20 protein-coding genes are annotated in these 22592 nt (G+C 62.7%); 5 read left to right on the forward strand and 15 right to left on the reverse strand.

What is annotated here, in order from left to right; all coding sequences use genetic code 11:
- Positions 1-31 precede the first annotated feature (31 nt).
- The 3 genes from ACMGG8_RS29035 to ACMGG8_RS29045 form a co-directional block, all read right to left on the reverse strand.
- Complete coding sequence (locus tag ACMGG8_RS29035) at positions 32-673, reverse strand: hypothetical protein (RefSeq protein WP_414158857.1); 642 nt, start codon at positions 671-673, stop codon at positions 32-34.
- Between the two features lie 66 nt (positions 674-739).
- On the reverse strand, positions 740-1435 hold the full coding sequence (locus tag ACMGG8_RS29040) for a PspA/IM30 family protein (RefSeq protein ID WP_060837701.1): 696 nt from the start codon (positions 1433-1435) through the stop codon (positions 740-742).
- Positions 1436-1450: 15 nt separating this feature from the next.
- Entirely contained in the window at positions 1451-2071 is a 621-nt protein-coding gene (locus ACMGG8_RS29045; RefSeq protein ID WP_414158858.1) for a YjfI family protein, read from the reverse strand.
- A gap of 316 nt (positions 2072-2387) precedes the next feature.
- Between ACMGG8_RS29045 and ACMGG8_RS29050 the strand changes: the two genes are divergently transcribed.
- Positions 2388-3587 carry a CaiB/BaiF CoA transferase family protein gene (locus ACMGG8_RS29050; protein WP_060842569.1) on the forward strand — a complete coding sequence of 400 codons (1200 nt, stop codon included), beginning with the start codon at positions 2388-2390 and terminating at the stop codon, positions 3585-3587.
- A 76-nt stretch (positions 3588-3663) separates the two neighbouring features.
- A complete protein-coding gene (locus ACMGG8_RS29055; RefSeq protein WP_414158859.1) occupies positions 3664-4515 on the forward strand; it encodes a TIGR02285 family protein in 852 nt (283 codons plus the stop codon).
- A gap of 168 nt (positions 4516-4683) precedes the next feature.
- Here ACMGG8_RS29055 and ACMGG8_RS29060 read toward each other — a convergent pair whose 3' ends face one another.
- Positions 4684-4971 (reverse strand): DUF3509 domain-containing protein, encoded by a 288-nt coding sequence (locus ACMGG8_RS29060; protein WP_060837698.1) that lies wholly within the window; start codon positions 4969-4971, stop codon positions 4684-4686.
- Positions 4972-5189: 218 nt separating this feature from the next.
- Between ACMGG8_RS29060 and ACMGG8_RS29065 the strand changes: the two genes are divergently transcribed.
- Positions 5190-5843 carry a response regulator transcription factor gene (locus ACMGG8_RS29065; protein WP_173655887.1) on the forward strand — a complete coding sequence of 218 codons (654 nt, stop codon included), beginning with the start codon at positions 5190-5192 and terminating at the stop codon, positions 5841-5843.
- Here the strand turns inward: ACMGG8_RS29065 and ACMGG8_RS29070 are convergent.
- From ACMGG8_RS29070 to xerD, 6 genes are all read right to left on the reverse strand, one after another.
- Complete coding sequence (locus ACMGG8_RS29070) at positions 5840-7105, reverse strand: EAL domain-containing protein (protein WP_414158860.1); 1266 nt, start codon at positions 7103-7105, stop codon at positions 5840-5842. The two genes, ACMGG8_RS29065 and ACMGG8_RS29070, sit on opposite strands and share 4 nt — an antisense overlap.
- Before the next feature lie 91 nt (positions 7106-7196).
- Positions 7197-10802, reverse strand: coding sequence for an ATP-binding protein (locus ACMGG8_RS29075; RefSeq protein WP_060837695.1), 3606 nt, complete (start codon positions 10800-10802; stop codon positions 7197-7199).
- Between the two features lie 100 nt (positions 10803-10902).
- Positions 10903-12312 carry a threonine synthase gene (gene thrC, locus ACMGG8_RS29080; RefSeq protein ID WP_011059452.1) on the reverse strand — a complete coding sequence of 470 codons (1410 nt, stop codon included), beginning with the start codon at positions 12310-12312 and terminating at the stop codon, positions 10903-10905.
- A 104-nt stretch (positions 12313-12416) separates the two neighbouring features.
- Positions 12417-13721: a homoserine dehydrogenase gene (locus tag ACMGG8_RS29085; protein WP_060842565.1), complete on the reverse strand. Its 1305-nt coding sequence runs from the start codon at positions 13719-13721 to the stop codon at positions 12417-12419.
- Between the two features lie 135 nt (positions 13722-13856).
- Positions 13857-14588, reverse strand: a complete 732-nt coding sequence (locus ACMGG8_RS29090; RefSeq protein WP_060837693.1) for a thioredoxin fold domain-containing protein — start codon at positions 14586-14588, stop codon at positions 13857-13859.
- A gap of 150 nt (positions 14589-14738) precedes the next feature.
- Positions 14739-15635, reverse strand: coding sequence for a site-specific tyrosine recombinase XerD (gene xerD / locus ACMGG8_RS29095; RefSeq protein WP_060842564.1), 897 nt, complete (start codon positions 15633-15635; stop codon positions 14739-14741).
- A 107-nt stretch (positions 15636-15742) separates the two neighbouring features.
- Here xerD and ACMGG8_RS29100 point away from each other — a divergent pair, with 107 nt between their 5' ends.
- Entirely contained in the window at positions 15743-17545 is a 1803-nt protein-coding gene (locus ACMGG8_RS29100) for a cation:proton antiporter (protein ID WP_108544413.1), read from the forward strand.
- Positions 17546-17611: 66 nt separating this feature from the next.
- On the opposite strand, the gene ACMGG8_RS29105 is transcribed toward ACMGG8_RS29100, so the two are convergent.
- A complete protein-coding gene (locus ACMGG8_RS29105; RefSeq protein ID WP_060837690.1) occupies positions 17612-18025 on the reverse strand; it encodes an acyl-CoA thioesterase in 414 nt (137 codons plus the stop codon).
- Positions 18026-18350: 325 nt separating this feature from the next.
- Between ACMGG8_RS29105 and ACMGG8_RS29110 the strand changes: the two genes are divergently transcribed.
- A complete protein-coding gene (locus ACMGG8_RS29110) occupies positions 18351-20477 on the forward strand; it encodes a DUF4132 domain-containing protein (protein WP_414158861.1) in 2127 nt (708 codons plus the stop codon).
- Between the two features lie 58 nt (positions 20478-20535).
- Here ACMGG8_RS29110 and rplS read toward each other — a convergent pair whose 3' ends face one another.
- Genes rplS through rpsP form a run of 4 tightly spaced genes read right to left on the reverse strand, consistent with a single transcriptional unit; the run spans position 20536 to position 22480 of the window.
- Positions 20536-20886 carry a 50S ribosomal protein L19 gene (gene rplS, locus ACMGG8_RS29115; RefSeq protein ID WP_009047143.1) on the reverse strand — a complete coding sequence of 117 codons (351 nt, stop codon included), beginning with the start codon at positions 20884-20886 and terminating at the stop codon, positions 20536-20538.
- 45 nt (positions 20887-20931) lie between these two features.
- Positions 20932-21705, reverse strand: a complete 774-nt coding sequence (gene trmD, locus ACMGG8_RS29120; protein WP_016967526.1) for a tRNA (guanosine(37)-N1)-methyltransferase TrmD — start codon at positions 21703-21705, stop codon at positions 20932-20934.
- Complete coding sequence (gene rimM / locus ACMGG8_RS29125; protein WP_016967527.1) at positions 21687-22223, reverse strand: ribosome maturation factor RimM; 537 nt, start codon at positions 22221-22223, stop codon at positions 21687-21689. The genes trmD and rimM overlap by 19 nt, the downstream gene beginning before the upstream one ends.
- A gap of 5 nt (positions 22224-22228) precedes the next feature.
- Positions 22229-22480, reverse strand: coding sequence for a 30S ribosomal protein S16 (rpsP, locus tag ACMGG8_RS29130; RefSeq protein ID WP_007927680.1), 252 nt, complete (start codon positions 22478-22480; stop codon positions 22229-22231).
- Positions 22481-22592 lie beyond the last annotated feature (112 nt).

A 22592-nucleotide genomic window follows, 5' to 3' on the forward strand; every position in this document is an offset into this window, starting at 1 on the left:
CAATCTCCTTTGATTCTGAGGAAGCCCGGGCTCAGAGGCCGCGAAACTCGTCCTCGGTAATGACCCGATAGGCGTGTTGCGCCTCCAGATACTCCAGTAACACGACGCGATCGCCGCGTTTGAAAGCTCGCGCCTCATCGGCACGCACACGCAGGATCAGGCCCGCGCCGCCGTTCTCGAGCACGGCTTCGCCGTGTTCCAGGGTGACTCTGCCGCTACGCACCACAGCGGTCTGCCCCAGCACCGACTGGCTGCTGGTGGCTTCCATCTTGTGAAACAGCGGACGCAGCGGGCGGCAGATGGCCGCGCTGATGGGCGCTGCCAGAAACAGCGCAACCACGGCCAGCAACAGGCCCAGGGGATAGCGCAGCCAGCCCAGGGGCAGGTGGCTGAGGACGTAGAGTTCGGCGAAATAGGTCAAAAACCAGCTGAAGAACATCAGCAGGGTCAGCACCAGGGTGACCGGCACCCCGTTGAGCTTGAACTTGATCAGCAGCCCGGCCAGGCCTTCGCCGGCGTGGGCGCTGTCGAGCAGCGAGTCGGCCTCGAAGTCCAGCAGGTCGACTTCAAGCATGCCCATGGCCACCACGACCCAGTAGATCACGGCCAGGCAGAGCATGAAGCTGAACAGCACTGTGGGGAACGACAACACTGTCTGCAGGAAGATTTCCATTGCTTTCCTATCCCTGAAAAAGCCGGGCAAGGCCCGACGACCCCGCCCCTACAACACAACGATGAATCAGGACTTGTTACGGTCCTTGAGGCGCGCCAGAACGCTGTCGGCGCTGGTGCTGCCGGCGACGATCCCGGCCTCGCGCAACTTGGCGTCCAGGGCGTCGTCGGGGTTGCTGGTGCTGGCCAGCTCCGCTGCGGCTTCCATCTTCGCCGCACGCTCGGCCTGCTTCTGCTTGATCCGCTCCAGGGACTCCACCGCGGTGTGCAGCTTGCTCTGGGAGCCGCCGTAGCGCTGGGCCACGGCCTGCTGGGCCTTCTGCACGCTCTCGGTGGCCTTGACGGTATCCACCTGCTGTTTCAAATGTTTGATATTGCCCTCGGCCTGGGTCACGGCCTTGCGCAACTGGGCCACGCTGGCGGCGAAACCGTCGGCCTGCTCGCGTTCCACGGCCAGGTCGTTCTCCAGGTTGGCGATTTTCTGCGCCACTTCCTGGGCGAGCTGTTCGTTGCCCGACTCCAGGGCCTTGAGGGCGTAGGTTTCATATTCGGCGATCTTCGCCGCGCTGCCATTGGCGCGCTCGGCGGCGAGTTTCTGCCGGGCCATGATCTCGGCCAGGGCCTCCTTGGACTTGCGCAGTTCCTGATCGGCGTCGCGGATTTCCTGATCGAGAATCCTCAGTGCCTGGCTGTCCACCAGGGCTTCACCCGCTTCGTTGGCGCCACCGCGCAGGGCGGTAAGCAACTTGCTCCATACGTTCATGTGCATTCCTCCAGGTCAGGCCTGAGCCTTCAGGTAGCCTTCATAGGCCTCGGTAGCCCTGATCACGTTGCTGGCCAGGGTTTCGATCTCGTAGAGCACGTTGGAGAGGATCGAGGTGGCGCTGAGCGCGCCGAACATCATGTAGAAGCGCTCGCCGCCAAGCCGGGTTTCCAGGCCGATGCTCGACAGCGGGAACAGCTGGCGACTGAGCAGGACCTCTTCATTGAAGGCCTGCACATCGGTCACTTCGCTTTGCGGCCAGAGCAGGGCTTCGACCAGGATCTGCTCGCCGGACAGGGCAATGAACAGCGGCAGGTCGCCGTATTCGCGCATGGTCACGTGCAAGCTCGGTTCGGCGCCTTCAAGCAGCTCAACGCAGGCTTCGCCGCTGCTGAACAACTCGGTGGCCATCAGGGCCTGGCACAGCGATCGGGCATTCCAGATCTGCGGCATGCTCATTTCTCCATCCTTTTCCACAGGAGCCAGCCCCTTGGAGGGCTGACGCAGTTTGCGTTCAACCGCCAGCAACGCCTGGGCGTTCTCCGGCAGTATCCAGACTTCCTTTTTCACCAGGCCCTGATCACGCAGGCGCTGGCGGAATAAACGTTGGTAATGGGCTGAGGATTTGTTTTCCATGGCGCACAGACTAGAGCATCACATGTAAGGAGTTCAATTCATCACATGTAAGTTTTTGATCGAGTATTTGTAACGAGATTTATCAGACTTACCGTTCCAGCAAGAGCACAGGCTCCGTCACGGACATAGACCAGATTGCGTCCTTTGCAAGCGCGTTCTCTCGAAAGGCGTCATTAAACCTGTCACCAAAGGGAATGAGAAGCACAATTGTCTGCGCAGCCACCCGGAAATAATCAACGCGGGCCGGCACCGGACGCTGACTTAATCACGACCAATGGTCTAGGCTAGGCGGATTTTCCTGCCCAGCGGATGCCCCATGAACAGTCTCAGCAAGCCCCTCGCCGGATTGAAAGTGATCGAACTCGGCACCTTGATCGCCGGCCCCTTCGCCTCGCGCATCTGCGCCGAGTTCGGTGCCGAGGTGATCAAGGTCGAATCCCCGGACGGCGGCGATCCGTTGCGCAAGTGGCGCAAGCTGTATGAAGGCACTTCGCTGTGGTGGTTCGTCCAGGCGCGCAACAAGAAATCCCTGACCCTGAACCTCAAGCACCCCGAAGGCCTGGCGGTGCTCAAGCAGCTGCTGGGCGAAGCGGACATCCTGATCGAGAACTTCCGCCCCGGCGTGCTGGAGAAGCTCGGCCTGGGCTGGGACGTGCTGCACGCCCTGAACCCGAAACTGGTGATGGTGCGCCTGTCCGGCTTCGGCCAGACCGGACCGATGAAGGACCAGCCGGGCTTCGGCGCCGTGGGCGAATCCATGGGTGGCCTGCGCTACATCACCGGCTTCGAGGACCGCCCGCCGGTGCGCACCGGAATTTCCATCGGCGACTCCATCGCCGCTCTGTGGGGCGTGATCGGCGCCCTGATGGCCCTGCGTCATCGCGAGGTCAACGGCGGCCAGGGGCAAGTGGTGGACGTGGCGCTGTACGAGGCGATCTTCGCCATGATGGAGAGCATGGTTCCGGAGTTCGACGTGTTCGGCTTTATCCGCGAGCGCAGCGGCAACATCATGCCCGGCATCACCCCGTCGTCGATCCACACCAGCGCCGACGGCAGGCATGTGCAGATCGGCGCCAACGGCGACGCGATCTTCAAGCGCTTCATGCACCTCATTGGCCGCGACGACCTGGCCAACGACCCCGCGCTGGCCAGCAACGACGGACGCGACACTCGCCGCGACGAACTGTACGGGGTGATCGATCGCTGGGTGGCGTCCCTGCCCCTGGAACGGGTGCTGGAGCAACTGAACCAGGCCGAAGTCCCGGCCAGCCGGATCTTCAGCGCCGAAGACATGTTCAACGATCCGCAATTTCTGGCCCGGGAAATGTTCCTCCAGGCCAAGCTGCCGGACGGCAAGGCCTTCAAGATGCCCGGCATCGTGCCGAAACTCTCTGAGACGCCCGGCTCCGCGGACTGGGTCGGCCCCGAACTGGGCGAACATTCGGCACAGGTCCTGGAGGGCCTGGGCTACAGCAGCGAGCAGATCCAGCACTTGCGCAACTCTGGGGCAATCTAACCTGAAACAGCCGTCTCACACCGACGCTCCACAACCGGCACATCGACGCTCGAACCCCGGCCTTGGCCGACTGACGATGGCGCTCGCGGTGTGCCTGCTGTGGCTGCCCTGCCCACCCGGCCACGCCGGGGAAATGCTCACCTGGCTGCTGCGCGACCTGCCCCCCTTGAATGTGTTCGAAGGCCAGCAGAAAGGCCGCGGCGTCATCGACCTGCTGATGCCACAACTGATCGCCAGCCTGCCCGAGTACCAGCACGAGCTGGTCCGGGTCAATCGCGCCCGAGGCATGCAGATGCTGCGCGAGCCCAGCTTCACCTGCGACCCGGCGCTGATCTGGAGCAAGGAGCGCGCGCAGTGGGTCGCCTACTCCATCACCAGCTTTCGCGTATTGAGCAATGGCCTGGCGATCCGCCGCGCCGACCGCGAACAACTCGCGCACTTCCTGCATGACGGCAAGGTCGACCTGCATGGCCTGCTCGAGAGCGGCAAGGAACTGATTGGCGTGGTGGCCGAGCGCAGCTACGGGCAACAGCTCGACAACCTGCTACAGCAAGTGTCGCCGCAGCAGATTCGCGCCCACTATGGCAACGACGCCCTGGGCAGCCTGCTGCAGATGCAGCGCCTGGGCCGCCTGCAACTGCTCCTGGGCTACTGGCCGGAAATCCGCTATCAGGCCATGCAGCAGGGTATCGACCCGCAGGATCTGGAGTTCTATCCGATCGAAGGCACCAGCAAGTATCAGGAAATCCACGTCGGCTGCTCCGACACCCCACAGGGCAGGCAGGCCATCACCCAGATCAACCTGGCCCTGCTCAAGCTGCGCGAAGAGCAACTGGTGGAGCTGTATGCCGCCTGGCTGGACCCCGGAATGCGCGACGAATACCGCGCCGACGCCCGCGCCTACTTCCAGGACCTGCACGACCACTGACAAATCCCGGGCAAAAAGAAACCCCGAGAAGTGGGGAGACGACTCGGGGTTAAACGCGGTCTTTGACGACCGGTATCAGCCGGCTGCAAGCACCGGAGCACAATGCCTGATCCTGCTGATACTGAGTCTGACTGATACGACTGGCGGAAGGTTCCGTAAAAATTTGCATCAGCGGTGCTGATCGAACACCTTGCCTTCGGCGGCGTGGCGCAAGGCTGCGATCACGCAAGGCTCCAGCCGCCCTTCAGCGATCAACACATCACGGTGCAGCCCATCGACCACATCGGTCAGCAGGCGCTTGTCGGTGAGCTGGGCCTGATTGACCTCACGCTCCACGACAATCGCGCCAGCGGTATTCTTCAGCCTCACCAGGCATTCACCGTGGGCGCCACAGGGCATCAGCGTGACCTGGTAGGGACTCAACGACTCACTCAATAAAAGACTGATACTTTCCATCTAGATCACCACTCAATAGCTCGAATTAGAGGTTCGAAAACAAAAATGCCGGTAGCTTTCTGACATTCAAGTGACCATCGCTCAGAGAAGAAAGTTCGCCACGCCTACTGCTGCCGACCTGAGTCAATCGAGCATGCACGGGTAACATGACAGATATAAAACGGCCAACCAGGCGCAACCCACGCCGCCGTTGCATTGGAGCCCAAGCTTTGAAAGCAATGTCGAACCACAGATTGCGCATCATCCTTGCCGACGACCACCCGATCTTCCTGATCGGCCTGCGTGCCGTGCTGGAGCAAAACGACAGCTTGATGATCGTCGGTGAAGCCCGATCCCCCTCCGCCCTCGTCCAGTTGCTGCAGGACACGGAATGCGATGTGCTGGTAACGGATTTCATGATGCCCGAGGAGCAACAGAACGACGGCCTGCGCCTGATCGAACAACTGCGCCGGCATCATCCCGATCTGCCCATCGTGGTGGTGACCATGCTCAACCACGCCGGACTGTTCCGCTCGATCCTCGACCTCGGCGTGATGGGCCTGCTGAGCAAGGCCAGCCTGGCCGATGAGTTGCCGTCCGCCATTGCCCGGGCACGACAGCACAAGCGCTATGTCGCCCAGGCCATCAGCCGGGCCCTGAGCCTTGCCGGCGAAGTGGGCCCGGATCGCCTGGTGTCCAAGGACCAGTTGTCCCCCCGGGAGCTGGAAGTGATCCGCCTGCTGGCCGCCGGCCATGCCGTGGGGGAAATTGCCACCCGGCTCAACCGCAGCAAACAGACCGTCAGCGCACAGAAAGTCAGCGCCATGCGCAAACTGGGTCTTTCCAGCGAAGCGGCGCTATACATCTACGTTCAGGAACATGGGCTGTCCTAGGCACACAAACCGGCCAACTGCTCGCCCGGCCCATTGCATCCCGCTCCTGAAGTTTCGACCAGCCATTGGCGCAACTCGGCGGCGCTCATCGGTGGCGCGATAAAACAACCCTGCAGATGAACCGCCCCCAACGCCCTGGCCGCCAAACAGTCGGCCTCACTCTCGATGCCCGTCACCACCACCGCCAGGGACATGCGCCGAGCCATGCTCGTGGCGCCACCGACCAGTGCCAGCTTGCGTTCATCGGCCGCCATGCCTGCAACAAACACCGGAGGGATCTTCAGCTCGGTGAAAGGCAGCTCCAGCAGGCGCTGCAGACTGGTGCCCCCGGTACCGAAATCGCCAATGGACAACTTGCAGCCCAGCATCCGCAGGCGCAACAGTGCCTCGACATGGGCGCTATCGGTTTGCAATTGGGTGGTGTCGACCAGCTCCAGGGTCAACATCCGCGCCGGGACTTCGAAGCGCCTCAGCAAGGCTTCCAACTGCCGAGGGAACAGCGGCCGCTCAAGGATGCTGGTGGGAATGTTCACCGCAATCGGCAGCCAGTAGCCCAGCACCAGCTTCACCCCGGCCACCAGCTCAAGTGCCTGCTCCAGCATGTGCCAGGTGAAGAGTTCTTGCAGGCCGGCGAACTCGATCAGGGGAAGAAACTCGCCCGGCATCAGCAAGCCCCGCTCGGGATGCTGCCAGCGGGCCAGTGCCTCGACACCCTGCAACCCGCCCTGCTGGTGGATGACGGGCTGAAAGTGCGCCACGCCACAACCCAGCACCGCCGCCAGCCCCTCGTCCGTGGTCACAGGTTCGCGAACAAAGGGTTCAAGGCCCAGCAAGTCCCGGAGCAGTGTCTGATTCAGCTCGGGGCCATCGGCCCTGGAGTGCAACTGATAGGCACAGAGCAAGTCGCCAATCACCGCGGCCGACGCCGGTTTTGGCAGGCATGCGAGCACTTTCAGGCCCAATTCACGGGCCATGCCGGACGCGCCCTCAAGCACATCCGGCTCCGCGTCGCTGAGAATGATCAGGGCCTTGGCCTGCTGGTGCCGGGCCAGATCACGGATCAGTTCCAGGCCGTCAGCCTGCTCCAGGTACAGATCGCAGATGGCGATATCCACCGGCCCCTTGCTGTCCAGCGAACGCCGCGCGGATGCCACGTTCTCGGCAGCCAGCACGTTGAAAACGCCATTGGCGTTGAGCATCTGGTGCAAGGCCATCAACTGGAACGAGTTATCTTCGAGAATCAGCACGTTAAGCGTATGCATGGGGGGCAACCTCCGAGACGGCGCAAGTGAAACAGTCCACTACGAGCCGACACGGTAGTCAGATATTTCCTAGGCACACATAGGACAAGTCTTATTCGTCCAGAGCCGCCTGAATGTCGCTACGCAAGATCCCGATAACGTCTCGCAACTCCGGCCAATGACTGGCCAGCGCCTGCGCCTGCTGCCCCTTGACCACCTCTTCCAACGCGATACAGACCTTGGCCAGGGGCAAGGCGTCAATCAGGCAACACACCCCCTTGAGACGGTGCAAGGTGCCTCCCAGGCCCCGCCAATCCTGCGCCGCCAGGGCCGCCTCCAGCGCCTGCTGCTCCTCGTCGAGATTACGCAACAACTCCTGCAACATGCGCTGCAGCACCGGCTCATCGGCCTGAGTCATCCCGCGCAAGGTCTGGATATTGAATGACGGTGACGGCAGGAAACGCGCGAGGGACTGAGCCAATTGATCCAGGGTCACCGGCTTGACCAGCAATTGATCCATGCCGGCACGCTCGCAGCGCTCTCGCTCGTCTTCGAAAGCATTGGCGGTACAACCGATCACCGGACAGCGCCGACGCCCCTCTTGCGCCTCGATCCGGCGGATGGCCTCGGTCAGTGCATAGCCGCTCATCTGCGGCATGTTGCAATCGGTCATCAGTACGTCAAAGGCCCCGGAACGCCACTGCTGCAGCGCCTCCTGGGCATTGTCACAGGCCACGACCCGGTGTCCGAGAAACATCAACTGCTGGCTCAGGACCATCCGATTGGCGCTCAAGTCATCCACCACCAGCACCTCGATGCTGCGACTCGGCGGGCGCTCGGCAGACGGTGACGCCTGAGGCTCGAGATCGTCGCTGACCCGTTCCGGATACAGCTCGAGGGTGACCACGGTTCCCGCACCCGGTTCGCTCGACAGGTGAATGCGCCCGCCCATCAACTCGATCAGCTGCCGACAAATGCTCAGACCCAGCCCGGTACCGCCATACGTCGAGGAGGTCATGGCGTCGGCCTGAACAAAAGGCGTGAAAATGTTCGCTTGCTGCTCGGCACTGATACCCGGGCCGGTGTCCGCAACACTGATGCGCAGGCACTCGATACCGGACTCGTCGGGCTGACGCTCGACCGTCACCCGCACCTCACCTTCCGCGGTGAACTTCAGGGCGTTGCTCAACAGGTTGTGCAGGACCTGGCGCAAGCGCAGCGGGTCGAAGAAATAACGGCCCTGGGCCTCTGCGTTGAACACCAACCGTAAATGCACCCCCTGATTACGCGCCGTCACCTCGAACAACTGCCGAACACTCTCGAAAAACGGCTTGAGGGCGGTGACCTGTGGCACCAACTGCATGTGGCCGGCTTCGATCTTGGCCAGATCAAGGCTGTCCCCCATCAGGCTGATCAACTCCTGGGCGGAGCGATAGGCCACCCGCAAGGCCTCGGAGAAGGGCGCGCCCCTGACCCTGGCCTGCTCCTTTTCCAGCTCAAGCAAGCCGACGATGGCCGTCATGGGCGTGCGGATCTCATGGCTCATGGTGGACAGAAATGCGCTTTTCGCGGCATTGGCCTGATCGGCCGCCTGACGCGCCTCCACCAGCTGATTCTCCAGGCGCTTGCGCTCGGTAATATCGATCCAGCCGCCCAGCAAGCCTTGCAGGAGCCCGTCGGCGCTATAGAAGGGCACTGTCCATTGATAGGCGTGAATCGAACCATTGCGCGTCTCCACCTGCCGATCGGCGAACACCGACGCCTCGCTGGCCAGCAATTGCATGATCTCGCCATGCAACTGGCGAGCGGTGGCCGCAGGCAACAGGTCCAGCTCGGTCAGTTGTCGTCCGCGAATCAGCTCCAGGCTCGTCCCCAACTGCTGCTCGTAACTCTTGTTGCAAGTGATCAGGCGCCCTTCCAGGTCTCGGACAAAGATCGGATTGGGAATACCGTCGAGCAGAGCACGCATGAACACCAACTGATCATTGAGTCGTTGCTCGGCCTGCAATCGCTGCTGAATCTGGCGCTTGAGCCGACTGCTCCAGGCCAGGGAGGCCAGCCCGAACAGCAGCGCCGTGGCAATGGCCCAGTAGACCCAGGTCGGCACACGCTGCCAGGCCGGCATCGGCACCGGCGTGGCTCCCAGCCACTTGAGGCGAATGGCACTGAGCTCCGCCACCGGCAGCGCCTCCAGCGACTTGTTCAAGATGCTCAGCAGTTCGGGCTGATCCTTGCGCACGGAAAACTCGTCAGCCGACCAGGTGCCTTCGACACTGCGTCCGACCCGCAATCCGTCATCGGCCGCCCCCAGCGCCTGAACCTGGACCTCATTCTGAATGGTTGCCCGGGCCTCGCCACTACTCACCAGGGCCCGCGCCTCTTCATCGCTGGCGACACTGCGCAAGCGGATATCGGGGTAGTTGCGGCGAATGTAGCTCTCAAGGGTGTGCCGGGCCGGCAGCGCCAGTACCTCGCCTGCCAACTGTTCCAGGCTGCTCAGGCGCCGATCCTCGGGGCGCACGACAAAAACCCAGGCGGCACCACCAAAGGCATGGGAGAAATTCAGGAACAGTCGCCGGTCTTCACTGGCCGTGAGGGTCGAGTTCATCTGCGCCTGCCCGCTTTCCAGCAGCTCCAGGGTCTGCGCCGTGGTAAGGCTCTCCTTGTGCACAAAATGCAGACCGGTCATGCGCGAGATGCGGTTGAGCAAATCGATGTTCAGGCCAGCCCAGCGCCCCTCCTTGTCCTTGAACACATGGGGCGGATACTGCTGGGACGCGACCATCACATGCGGGTGCTGGAGAATCCAGGCCTGCTCCTCGGCGCTGAGTTCGATGCGCTCACCCGAGATATTCGCCCCCAGCCCGGTGGTCCAACGGGCCTGTATTTCCCGCTGCAGGGACTCGTCGATGCTCTGCAGCGCCTGCTCCAGCATGCCCGCCAGCAGCACGTTGTCATCCCGCGTGGCAAAGGCAAAGCCCGTCGGCGGCAGGCGGCTTTCATCCTGAATCCGCACCGCCAGATAAGGGCGCAGGGCCTGGTAGGCGCGGACGATGATCTCATTGCCGATGAAGGCGTCGGCATCGCCCTGATTCAATGCCTCCAAGCCGCTGTAGAGGTTCGGCGAGAGCATGATCTGACTGTTCGGATACGCCGCATGAACCTGCTCGGCGTTGGCATAGCCATCCAATAACACCAGTTTCTTGCCGGCCAGGTCATCGCTGGAGCTCACCCCGTCACGACGCACCACCACTACCGCCCTGTCAGGCATGTAGTCACTGGTGAAACGCAGCCCCGAGACACCGCGCTCATAGCCATTGGCACTGGTCAGGACATCGATACTGCCGTTGCGCAGCGCTTCAATCGCCTGCTCTCGCTCGGAAAACCCCAGGACCTCCATCGTGACACCCAACCGCTCGCCCACCAGCGCCAGGTAGTCGGCGCTGATTCCTTGATAGCGATTGCGGTCCCGGGTGATATCAATGGGCTGGTAGTCATCGATGGCGATGCCGACCCTCAGCGTCTTATGCGTCGCCAGCCACTGGCGTTCGGCAGGTGCCAGGGCCAGGGGTTCCAGGTCAACGAAAGCCGGCACCAGCTTGAAGGGTAGATTCTTCGTCGCAGCCGCCAGCAACGCGCCACAGAACAGGCAGGCCAGCAGGCCCCCGACAAGCCGCCACAAGGCAAGTGACATGCAATGGGTTTGGCGGTTGCTCATCCGTGCCTCCCTGCCCCAGCCGGGCCAAGCTCATGCAACAAGTGCGAGAAAAAACAAAGCCCGTCAGGAGACGGGCTTCGTGGACGACAAGACCATCCGGTCAGAGCGGCTTGCCACGATTGCCGTGCTGGCTGACGAAAGCCTGCACCGCTTTCAGGTCGTTGGCCAGGACCGTGCAGCGTTCTTCACGCTGGAACAGGTCGGACAGGTGCGCCGGCAGCTCCAGGGCCTTGCCGACACCGGCCTTCTCCACGGCATCCGGGAACTTGACCGGGTGCGCGGTGCCAAGGACCACCATCGGCGTGTCCAGGCTGCGACGGCATTCACGGGCGGCCTTGACGCCGATCGCGGTGTGCGGGTCCAGCACTTCGCCGGTCTGGGCGAAGACTTCGGCGATGGTTTCGCAGGTCTGCTCGTCGTTCACCGCCAGGGAATCGAACAGCTTGCGCGCTTCGGTCCAGCGGTCCTGTTCGACGCTGAAACCGCCGCCTTGCTTGAAGCTGTCCATCAGCGCGGCCAGGGCCGCACCGTTGCGACCGTGCAGGTCGAACAGCAAGCGTTCGAAGTTCGACGACACCATGATGTCCATGGACGGCGACAAGGTCGCGTGCAGGGTTTCCTTGACGTACTGATTGCCGCTCATGAAGCGGTGCAGGATGTCGTTGCGGTTGGTGGCGACGATCAGCTGGCTGATCGGCAGGCCCATGTTGCGCGCCAGGTAGCCGGCGAAGATGTCGCCGAAGTTGCCGGTGGGCACCGAGAACGCGATGGAGCGCGCCGGACCGCCCAGCTGCAGGGCCGCGTGGAAGTAGTAGACGATCTGGGCCATGATCCGCGCCCAGTTGATCGAGTTCACCGCCACCAGGCGCGTGCCCTTGAGGAAGCCCTGGTCGGCGAAGCTGGCCTTGACCATCTCCTGGCAGTCGTCGAAGTTGCCTTCGATGGCGATGTTGTGGATGTTCTCGCCAAGGATGGTGGTCATCTGCCGGCGCTGCACTTCCGATACCCGGTTGTGCGGATGCAGGATGAAGATGTCGACGTTGTCGCAACGCTTGCAGCCTTCGATGGCCGCCGAACCGGTGTCACCGGAGGTGGCGCCGATGATCACCACGCGCTCGCCGCGCTTCTCCAGCACGTAGTCCAGCAGGCGACCCAGCAGTTGCAGGGCGAAGTCCTTGAACGCCAGGGTCGGGCCGTGGAACAGCTCCAGCACCCACTCATTGCCATTGAGCTGACGCAGCGGCGCAATGGCGTTGTGGGAGAACGCCCCGTAGGTTTCTTCGAGGATCTTCTTGAAGTCGGCATCCGGAATGCTGCCGGTGACGAACGGGCGCATGACCCGGAACGCCAGCTCGTGATACGGCAGGCCGGCCCAGGAAGCGATTTCTTCCTGGGTGAAACGTGGCAGGTTCTCCGGTACGTAGAGACCGCCGTCGCTGGCCAGACCGGCCAGCAGCACATCTTCGAAATTCAGGGCCGGTGCCTGGCCACGAGTACTGATATAGCGCATGGGGACAAACCTTCGGTTTGAGCTGCAAGTTGCAAGCTACAGGCGACAAGTCAGAGCAGTTGCGCTTCTGGCTTGCCGCTTGGAACTTGAAGCTTGCCGCTGCTTCAATTGAGATGTTCGACGCGGATACGGACCACTGGGCCAACGACGCCCTGCAGGGCCTCCAGCGCGGTAATCGCATCGTTGATGTGCTGCTCCAGAACGCGGTGGGTCAGCAGGATCATCGGCACCAGGCCGTCCTGCTCTTCCACTTCCTTCTGCATGATCGATTCGATGTTGATGCCACGCTCGGAAAGAATGCTCGCCACCTGGGCCAGTACGCCCGGGTGATCCTTGGCCTGGATGCGCAGGTAGTAGGCGCTTTCGCAGGACTCGATCGGCAGGATCGGGTGATCAGACAGGGAGTCCGGCTGGAAGGCCAGGTGCGGCACGCGGTTTTCCGGGTCGCTGGTCATGGCGCGAACCACGTCCACCAGGTCGGCCACCACCGAGGAAGCGGTCGGCTCCATGCCGGCGCCGGCGCCGTAGAACAGGGTCGAACCGGCAGCGTCGCCATTGACCATGACCGCGTTCATCACGCCGTTGACGTTGGCGATCAGGCGATCGGCCGGGATCAGGGTCGGGTGCACCCGCAGCTCGATGCCCGCCTCGGTGCGGCGCGCCACACCCAGGTGCTTGATGCGGTAGCCCAGGGCTTCGGCGTAGTTCACGTCGGCGGTGGTCAGCTTGGTGATGCCTTCGGTGTAGGCCTTGTCGAACTGCAGCGGGATACCAAAGGCGATGGACGCCAGGATGGTCAGCTTGTGCGCGGCGTCGATGCCTTCGACGTCGAAGGTCGGATCGGCTTCGGCATAACCCAGGGCCTGGGCTTCGGCCAGCACGTCTTCGAAGGTGCGGCCCTTCTCGCGCATTTCCGAGAGGATGAAGTTGCCGGTGCCGTTGATGATCCCCGCCAGCCAGTTGATGCGGTTGGCCGACAGCCCTTCGCGGATCGCCTTGATCACCGGGATGCCACCGGCCACGGCGGCTTCGAAGGCCACGATCACGCCCTTCTCCTGGGCCTTGGCGAAGATTTCGTTACCGTGCACGGCGATCAGCGCCTTGTTCGCGGTGACCACGTGCTTGCCGTTCTCGATGGCCTTGAGCACCAGCTCGCGGGCCACGGTGTAGCCGCCCACCAGCTCGATGACGATATCGATCTCGGGGTTGGTGGCCACGGCGAATACATCGTTGGTAATCGCAATACCGGTCGTTTGGAACTGCGGCTTTGGCGTACGGGTAGCAATTTGCGCTACTTCGATTCCACGCCCGGCACGGCGGGCAATCTCCTCGGCGTTACGCTGAAGTACGTTTAGGGTACCGCCACCGACAGTACCCAGCCCACAGATGCCTACTTTGACCGGATTCACTCTGAACTCCCCATAAAACGGCCGACTCAAGGCCGGCCGTGGAAAACAGCCGCAAACAGCGCGGCTCTCTATTAATGCCCCTCCAGCTACACGCAGAGGGGCATGATCGTCAAAGGCTAGCGTGACGATGCAGGATTATTTCGCACCCAGCGCCAGTTTGGCGATCTGTGGTGCCGGCTGGTAGCCGGGAATTACCTGTCCATCGGCCAGAACGATGGCCGGCGTGCCATTGACGCCGATCGACTGACCCAGGGCGAACTGCTTGGACACCGGGTTATCGCACTTGGCGGCCTTGATTTCCTTGCCGTCGACCATCTTGTCCATCGCGGCTTTCTTGTCCGCCGAGCACCAGACCGCCTGCAGCTGTTCGTCACCCGGCGAGCCCAGGCCCTGGCGCGGGAAGGCCACGTAGCGCACTTCCACACCCTGCTTGTTCAGCGCCGGGATTTCCGCGTGCAGCTTGTGGCAGTAGGGGCAGGTGGTGTCGGTAAATACGGTGATGTGGGTCTTGGTTTCGCCAATGGCCGGATAGACCACAGTTTCTGCGACCGGAATGCCGTTGATCAACTTGGAAATGCCCAGGCGCTCGGTTTTTTCCGTGAGATTCACCGGCTTGCCGTCCTTGAGCTGGAACAGATAGCCCTGAACCACGAACTGGCCGTCGGCGCTGGCGTAGAGCACGCGACTGCCCTTGAGCTTGACCTCATACAGGCCCGCCAGGGGGCTGGCGGTGATGCTTTCCACCGGCACTTCGAGCTGCAGCGTCTCGAGGCTCTTGCGGATGGCTTTCTCGGCACTGTCATCGGCCACGGCGAAGGTGCTGAGCAGCGCCAGGGAGGCGGCGGCAATAATCTGGGTCAAACGCATGGGAACTCCTGAAGGCGGGCAAATGGGCAAACGCCAAGGCTGGTCGGGACCAAACGCGGGCAAACACCCTTTTTGCAAACCGGCAAAGCCTATCACATCTGTTTGCCGGCACCGACTACGGGCGACGCAAAGCGCCGCACGGACGCCCATTCAGCCCCTTGGATGATGTTTGGCGTGCAGATCCTGCAGCCGCGCGCGCGCCACGTGGGTGTAGATCTGGGTGGTGGACAGGTCGCTGTGCCCCAGCAGCATCTGTACCACCCGCAAATCGGCACCGTGATTGAGCAGGTGCGTTGCAAACGCGTGGCGCAGGGTATGGGGCGACAGCGCCTTGCCGATCCCGGCGACCTTGGCCTGGTGCTTGATCCGGTGCCAGAAGGTCTGTCGGGTCATCTGCTCGCCGCGCTGACTGGGAAACAGCACATCGCTGGGCCGCCCGCCCAGCAACTCGGCACGGCCATCGCGCATATAGCGCTCGACCCAGACAATCGCCTCCTCACCCATGGGCACCAGGCGCTCCTTGCTGCCCTTGCCCATGACCCGCAACACACCCTGGCGCAGGTTGACCTGCTCCAGGGTCAGGCTGATCAGCTCGGTGACCCGCAACCCGCAGGCATAGAGCACTTCAAGCATGGCGCGGTCGCGCTGGCCGATGGCCTCGCTCAGGTCCGGGGCGGCCAGCAGCGCCTCGACATCCGCTTCCGACAGCGACTTGGGCAACGGCCGCCCCAGTTGCGGCATGTCGATCCGCAGGGTCGGATCGACCTCAATCAGCTTCTCCCTGAGCAGATAGCGATAGAACCCGCGCAGGCCGGAGAGAAACCGCGCCGTCGAACGGGGCTTGTAGGCCTGCTCCACGCGCCAGGCCAGGTGATCGAGGATCAACTCGCGACCGGCTCGCGGCAGCTCCAGCCCCTGCTCCTGCAGCCAGCCGTTGAACAGCGCCAGATCGCTGCGATAGGCGTCGCGGGTGTTGTCGGACAAGCCTTTCTCCAACCACAGGGCATCGAGAAAACGGTCGATCAGAGGGTGGTCGATGGCGGGCATAAAGACTCGAAAGGCGCGGCCCAGGGGCTGCGGGTAAAAAAATAGTGAACTGCACGGAGGGTCGCTAGTCTTTCATAGCCAGCCATTTCAAGGAACAGGGTGCATTGATGAGCGAACAACAGATTCTGCTGGCCTTCGGCGGCATCGGCGTGGCGGCACTGGGCTGCCAATGGCTGGCCTGGAGGCTGAAGCTGCCGGCCATTCTGTTCCTGCTGCTCAGCGGCATCCTGGCCGGCCCCGTGCTCGGCTGGCTCGACCCGCAGGAAATGTTCGGCCCGCTGCTGATGCCCCTGGTGTCGCTGGCGGTGGCGCTGATCCTGTTCGAAGGCAGCCTGACCCTGCACCTCTCGGAATGGCGCGAGATCGGCAGTGTGGTCCATCGCCTGGTCACCCTCGGCGCGCTGTCCACCTGGGCGGTGATCACCCTGGCCACCCATTGGCTGCTGGGCTTCGACTGGATGCTGGCCCTGCTGTTCGGCACCCTGACCCTGGTCACCGGACCGACGGTGATCGTGCCCATGCTGCGGGTGGTGCGCCCCAAGGCCTCGATCGCCAACATCCTGCGCTGGGAAGGCATCGTCATCGATCCCATCGGCGCCCTGCTGGCGGTGGTGGTCTACAGCTTCATCATCGCCAGTGCCGCCGGCGATGGCCTGAGCCACAGCTTGCTGACCTTCGGCGGCGTGATTCTGTGCGGCAGCCTGTTCGGCATTGTCGGCGGCTGGGTCCTGGGCAGCATCATGCGGCGCCAGTGGCTGCCGGAATACCTGCACAACCTGGCAAGCCTGGCCGGGGTACTGGGGATCTTCATTGCCTCCAACCAGGTGATGCACGAATCCGGGCTGCTGGCGGTGACCCTGATGGGCATGTGGATGGCCAACATGAAGGGCGTGGACGTGCGGCACATCCTGCACTTCAAGGAGAACCTCAGCGTGCTGCTGATCTCCGGGCTGTTCATCCTGCTGGCAGCGCGCCTGGACCTCAAGGCGCTGATCGCCCTGGGCCCGCTGGTGCTGATCCTGCTGCTGGTGATCCAGTTCATCGCCCGCCCGCTGAACGTGCTGCTGTCCACCGCCGGCTCCAGCCTCAGCTGGCGCGAGCGGGCGTTGCTGGCGTGGATTGCCCCACGGGGGATTGTCGCCGCCGCGGTGTCGGCCATCTTCGCCATCCGCCTGGACGAAGCCGGCCATCAGGGCGCGCTGCTGCTGGTGCCGCTGACCTTCGCCGTGATCATAGGCACCGTGGTCCTGCAAAGCGCCACCGCTCGCCCTCTGGCGCGCCTGTTGAACGTCGCCGAACCGGCGCCCAGCGGCTTTCTGATCGTCGGGGCCAACGGTCCGGCCCGCACCCTGGGCAAGGCCCTGCAGCAACTGGGCAGCCGGGTGCTGCTGACCGACTCCAGCTGGGAGAACATCCGCACAGCGCGCATGGAAGGCCTGCCGACCTACTTCGGCAACCCGGCCTCGCAACATGCCGACGCGCACCTGGACCTGGTGGGCCTGGGGCATCTGCTGGCGCTCTCGCCCTCCGGCGAGCTCAACACCCTGGCGGCCATGCGCTTTCGTCATGACTTCGGTCATCAGCGCCTGTTCGCCCTGGCCAACAGCCAGGAAAGCCGGCGCACCGACAAACACCGCGCCAGTCACGAACACCGAGGCCAGCTACTGGGCAGCGAGGCCCTGAGCTACACCAAGCTGGCCAGCCTGCTGGGCCAGGGCGCGGAGCTGTACAGCACGCACCTGACCGAGGCCTTCGGCTGGGATGACTACCAGGCCCTGCACGGCGAACGCGCCACCCTGCTGTTCGCCCGCGACAGCAACGGCTGGGTGCACGTAGTCACCCCGGAGAGCGACCTCAAGCCGGCACCGGGCTGGACCCTGCTGGCGCTGATCCAGCCCGAGTCCCCGTAACCAGCCCCGGTAGGAACCGGCTGCCGGCGAAGAGCCCCGATAGCGTGCTCGCCGGCAAGCCGCCTTCTACGCCGCAAACCCCGGAAGCACCGGCACCGGGCGCTTTTCGTCATCGATGGCGACAAAGCTGAACAGGCCATGGATGGCTTTTTCCCGCCCATCGCAGCTCATGCTTTCGACAAACACCTCGACTTCGACCTTGAGGCTGGTGTTGCCCACCTTCACCACTCGCCCGACCAACTCGACGATCGAACCGGCGGCAATCGGGTGCTTGAAATCAATGCGGTCGGTGGACACCGTCACCAGCGGCAAGCGACAGAAACGCGTGGCCGCAATGAACGAAACCTCATCCATCCAGGCCAGGGCCGTGCCGCCGAACAGGGTGTTGTGATGGTTGGTGGTGGACGGGAATACCGCCTTGGTCACGCGGGTCACCGAGAGTTCGGTACGACGCTGGATTTCTTGCTCACGAGGGGTCATCGAATTACTGCCTGAATGAATAGATCCGCGCATGGGCACGCTGCGGGCATGGAATGCCGATGAGCGCTGTCGGGCAGCGACCAAAGGCTTGAGGGAAACAATCGGGGGCCGCCTGCCTGTGGATAACGTCAGGTCAGGAGCGCCAGGAGGGTGTCACGCGCCCTGGGCGTCCATGCGGGTTGCACGGCGTGGGCGATCACACTTTATTGGGCCGGCGAGTATATCGCCGCCCGCCAGGGGCCGAAAGAACCCGCCAGGGGCCTGAGGCCAACGGCGGCGAGAAAAAATGCGATGATCCGCGCACTGTCAAAGGAGACCCGCCGCCATGGATGCCCCGCTCACGCCTTCACTCGTCACGCACCTGCAACAACGCCTGAATGCCGACCGAGTGGATCATCCAGACTTCATCGGCCCGCCGCTCGACATCAGCCCACTGACACCCGCTCAACTGGGCAGCCTGTGGCCAGACATCCGCCGGGCCCTGCGCGACCCTGGCAACCCGGCGGCGCAGCAACTGGCGACCGTGATCGTGCAACAGGCCGCGGAACTGGAACTGAGCCCGGCCCTCGACCACGCCACCCTGCTGGAGGCGCTGCGCAGTTGCCTGACCTGGCCAGAGGCACTGGAGCAACTGGCCTGTTTCAGCGGCACACCGAGCGCCGCCCTGGCCGCGGAGCTGCGCAGGATCCTCGCGGAACCCGGCGCACAGTGGGCGGCGAATTACCCCCAGGCGTACATGCTGACGCAATGGGTGGATGAAGAGGCCCGTGGGGCGCTGCAACGCTGGGTGGAACAGCACCATGGGAATTCGCCTTACGCCCGGCAGGAGTTCGAACTGCTTGGGCAACTGGAGCCGCGCTCACAGCAGGCCCTGGCCGGTAGCGAGTACTGGACCGGCCATCATCACCTGAGCGCCGATCCGGCCAGGGTGTTGATGGATGACGCGGCATACGTCGAATTCTCACAGCAGATTCTCAACACGGCGGCCCAGCGCCTGGACGCGATTCACAGCGGCGCCACGCCCTATGTGGCCGATGGCGCCTTTACCACCGATGACACGCCGGTGATCGCCCGCGCCGCACGGGTCGCCCTGCTGCGCGATGCCCCCTGGCTGCCACCGCTGATGGACATTTTGCTGCCCAAGGCCTGTGTCGCCCCGACCCAGGCCAAGACCGCGCCATCGCAGTCCCTGGCCATTGCCCTGGGGCACTGCATCGAGCAGGTGCCAACCCCGGAAAGCGTGCAGGCACTGCGCAGCGCCCTGAGCCTGGTGCGCCATGCCGGCATCCAGAAAAAACTCGCGCGCAACCTCAAGCCTGCCGAACGCGGCCTGGCCCAACGCCCCGAGATCGCCCTGCGCCTGGCCCCTACCAGCACGCCGGGCAAGGCCCAGCACGGGCTTCTGGCCAACTGCCTGGAATCCGGACTGTGGCAAGCCTTCGAGCTGCCTTTGCGCGACTGGCGAGCGCAACTGGCCGACTCCGCCGTGGGCTCGCCCTTTACCCGCTCATTGATTTGGGTTGCCCACTGCGACCATGGCCAACGCCGCAGCTTCCTGCTGGATGCGAACGCGCAAGCGATGGACCCCTGGGGCCAGTCGCTGGACCTGGAGGCCGGGTGCAGGATTTCGCTGTGGCACCCACTGTCGGCCAGCGCCGAGGAGCGCCACGCCTGGCAAAAGCTGATCAGCCAACGCCGGATCAAACAGCCGCTGCGCCAGGTGTTTCGCGAGTACTACCTGCCGTCCCCGCCAGAGCTGGAAAGCCACCACTGCCAGGCATTCGCCGGCTACAGCCTGTCCATCCGCCCACTGATCGGCCTGGCCCGCCGCGAAGGCTGGAAGATCGACAGGGACGGCGGTCTGAACCGATGCCTGGGCGACATCCGGGTGAGCTTCGCCGTGAACACGGCGCTGTACCCGGGCCTGGAGGGGCACTGCCAGTCGGGCAGCACAAGCTTTGCCCGGCGCACCGACCGACATTGGCAGCCGATGCAGATTCAAGATGTGCCGCCCCAGGTGTTTTCAGAGGCCTGCCGGGCCATCGACCTGCTGGTCAGCGTCAGCAGTTTCGCCATCGAGGAACTGGCACAGAGCGCCACCGGCCAGCCCCTGCCGCAAATGCCGGTAGCCAGGCGTGAACAACGTCTGAATCTGTTGGCCGGGCAGAATCTCACCCAGATGACGCTGATGCGCCGCCACGTACTGGGCATGGCCTTCGCCACGCTGATCGAGGAGGGGCTGGTGTCGCTGGAAGGACGTCATGTCCGGGCCGGCGACTATGCGGTGCATCTGGTCAGCGGGCGCGTGACGCGCAATGGGGCACCGGTGGAAGTAGCCCTGGCGGGGCAAAGTGGCAAATTGGCGGCGCTGCCCTGGCTGCCTTACGACGAGGTCCTGCTGGAGCGGATCGCCAATACGGTCTGCGTCCTGCTCAACCGCTCCGGGGATTAAATGACAGGCAACAAAAAAGCAGCCCGTAGGCTGCTTTTTTCTGCATCGGAAGCTGGACTTAAGCCAGTTTTTCCTTGATGCGAGCTGCTTTACCCGACAGGTCGCGCAGGTAGTACAGCTTGGCTTTACGCACGTCACCGCGACGCTTGACAGCCATGCTGTCGATCTGCGGGGAGTAGGTCTGGAAAGTACGCTCTACGCCAACACCGTTGGAGATTTTACGTACGGTGAACGCGCTGTTCACACCGCGGTTGCGCTTGGCGATAACTACGCCTTCGAACGCCTGCAGACGGGAACGATCGCCTTCCTTCACTTTCACCTGAACGACAATGGTGTCGCCCGGGGCAAAGGCTGGGATCTCTTTGGTCATCTGCTCTGCTTCGAGTGCAAGGATGATTTTGTTGGTCATGCTGTGCTCCTAAGGTAAATCGTCGGATCTACCATCGATACGTTGTTAACTATCGTCCCGCTCGCGGAGATATTCCTCGAGCAGCTTCTTCTCTTCTCCAGAAAGCGAGCGGCTTTCCAGAAGATCGGCGCGTCGTTCATAGGTCCGACCAAGGGACTGCTGTAAACGCCAACGCCGGATGTGTGCGTGATTGCCACTTAGCAATACGTCGGGAACACGCTGATCCGCATACACCTCCGGTCGGGTGTAGTGCGGGCAATCCAGCAGACCGTCCGTGAAGGAATCTTCCTCCGCGGAATCCACATGCCCTAAAGCTCCGGGCAGCAGTCGCGTAACCGCATCAATCAGGACCATCGCCGGCAGCTCGCCACCGGAGAGTACATAGTCGCCAATCGACCACTCTTCATCGACATGAGCTTCAATAAACCGCTCGTCAATGCCTTCATAACGACCAGCAATCAGGATCAATGCATCCTCATTCGCCAACTCGCGCACCGCCGACTGATTCAGTTGACGGCCTTGGGGCGACAGGTAGATCACCTTCGCACCCTCCCCGGCTGCGTTTCTGGCCTGAACCAGCGCATCCTCCAGGGGTTTGATCTTCATCACCATGCCCGGACCACCGCCAAACGGGCGATCGTCCACAGTGTGATGTCGATCCGTGGTGTAGTCTCGCGGATTCCAACAGGTCAGCTGCAACAGCCCCTGTTTCACCGCGCGGCTGGTTATGCCGTACTCGCTGATGGCGGAAAACATCTCGGGAAACAGACTGATCACTTCTACGCGCAAGTTAGCCACGCTTAGAAATCCGCGTCCCATTCCACCTTCATCTCGCCCGCTGCCAGGTCGACGGCCAACACGCATTGCTCGGTATAGGGCAACAGGCGTTCGCGATCATCCAGGCTGCCAGCGCAAGGCTTGACCACCATTACATCGTTCGAGCCGGTCTCCAGCAGGTGATCGATCTGCCCGAGCAGTTGCCCGAGGGTGTCGATGACCTTGAGACCTTGCAGCTGGTACCAGTAGTACTCGCCGTCGGTCAGTTCAGGGAACAGGCTGCGCGGCACGCAGATCTCGTAACCGGCCAGAAGACGAGCTTCTTCGCGATCATCAAGACCCTTGAGCTTTGCGACCAGGAACTTGTCGTTCCCGCGTCCGCTGACCAGCTCAACCTGTTTCACGCTACCTTCGCGCTTGAGCGTCCAGGTTTTGTAGTCCAACAGGTTTTTAATCGGATCAGTAAAGGAAAAGACCTTCACTTCGCCGCGAACGCCATGAACAGAGTAGATTTTGCCGATAACGATCAAATCATCAGCAGGAGCTGGCGTCGCGTTCATAGGGTTCAGGCTGCAGCCTTAGCCGATTCCTTCAGCAACTGAGCAACGCGCTCAGAAGGCTGTGCACCCACGCTCAGCCAGTAGGCTACGCGCTCTTGGTTCACGGACAGGCGTACTTCTTGACCACGAGCGATCGGGTTGAAGAAGCCAACTTGTTCTTTGTGCGAACCGTCACGTGGGTTACGGCTGTCGGTCACGGTCAAGTGGTAAAACGGGCGCTTTTTGGAGCCGCCAAGGGCAAGACGGATTGTTAGCATGTGAACATCGTTCCTGTAGTCGGTGCTGCAAATCTAAATGCACAGCGGGCATGGGTGCCCGAAAGGCCGCATATTCTAAGGAATATCCGGACTTTTGCAAATGACTTTTTCC

This window comes from Pseudomonas sp. BNK-45 (assembly GCF_047456255.1).
Taxonomy (GTDB): Bacteria; Pseudomonadota; Gammaproteobacteria; order Pseudomonadales; family Pseudomonadaceae; genus Aquipseudomonas.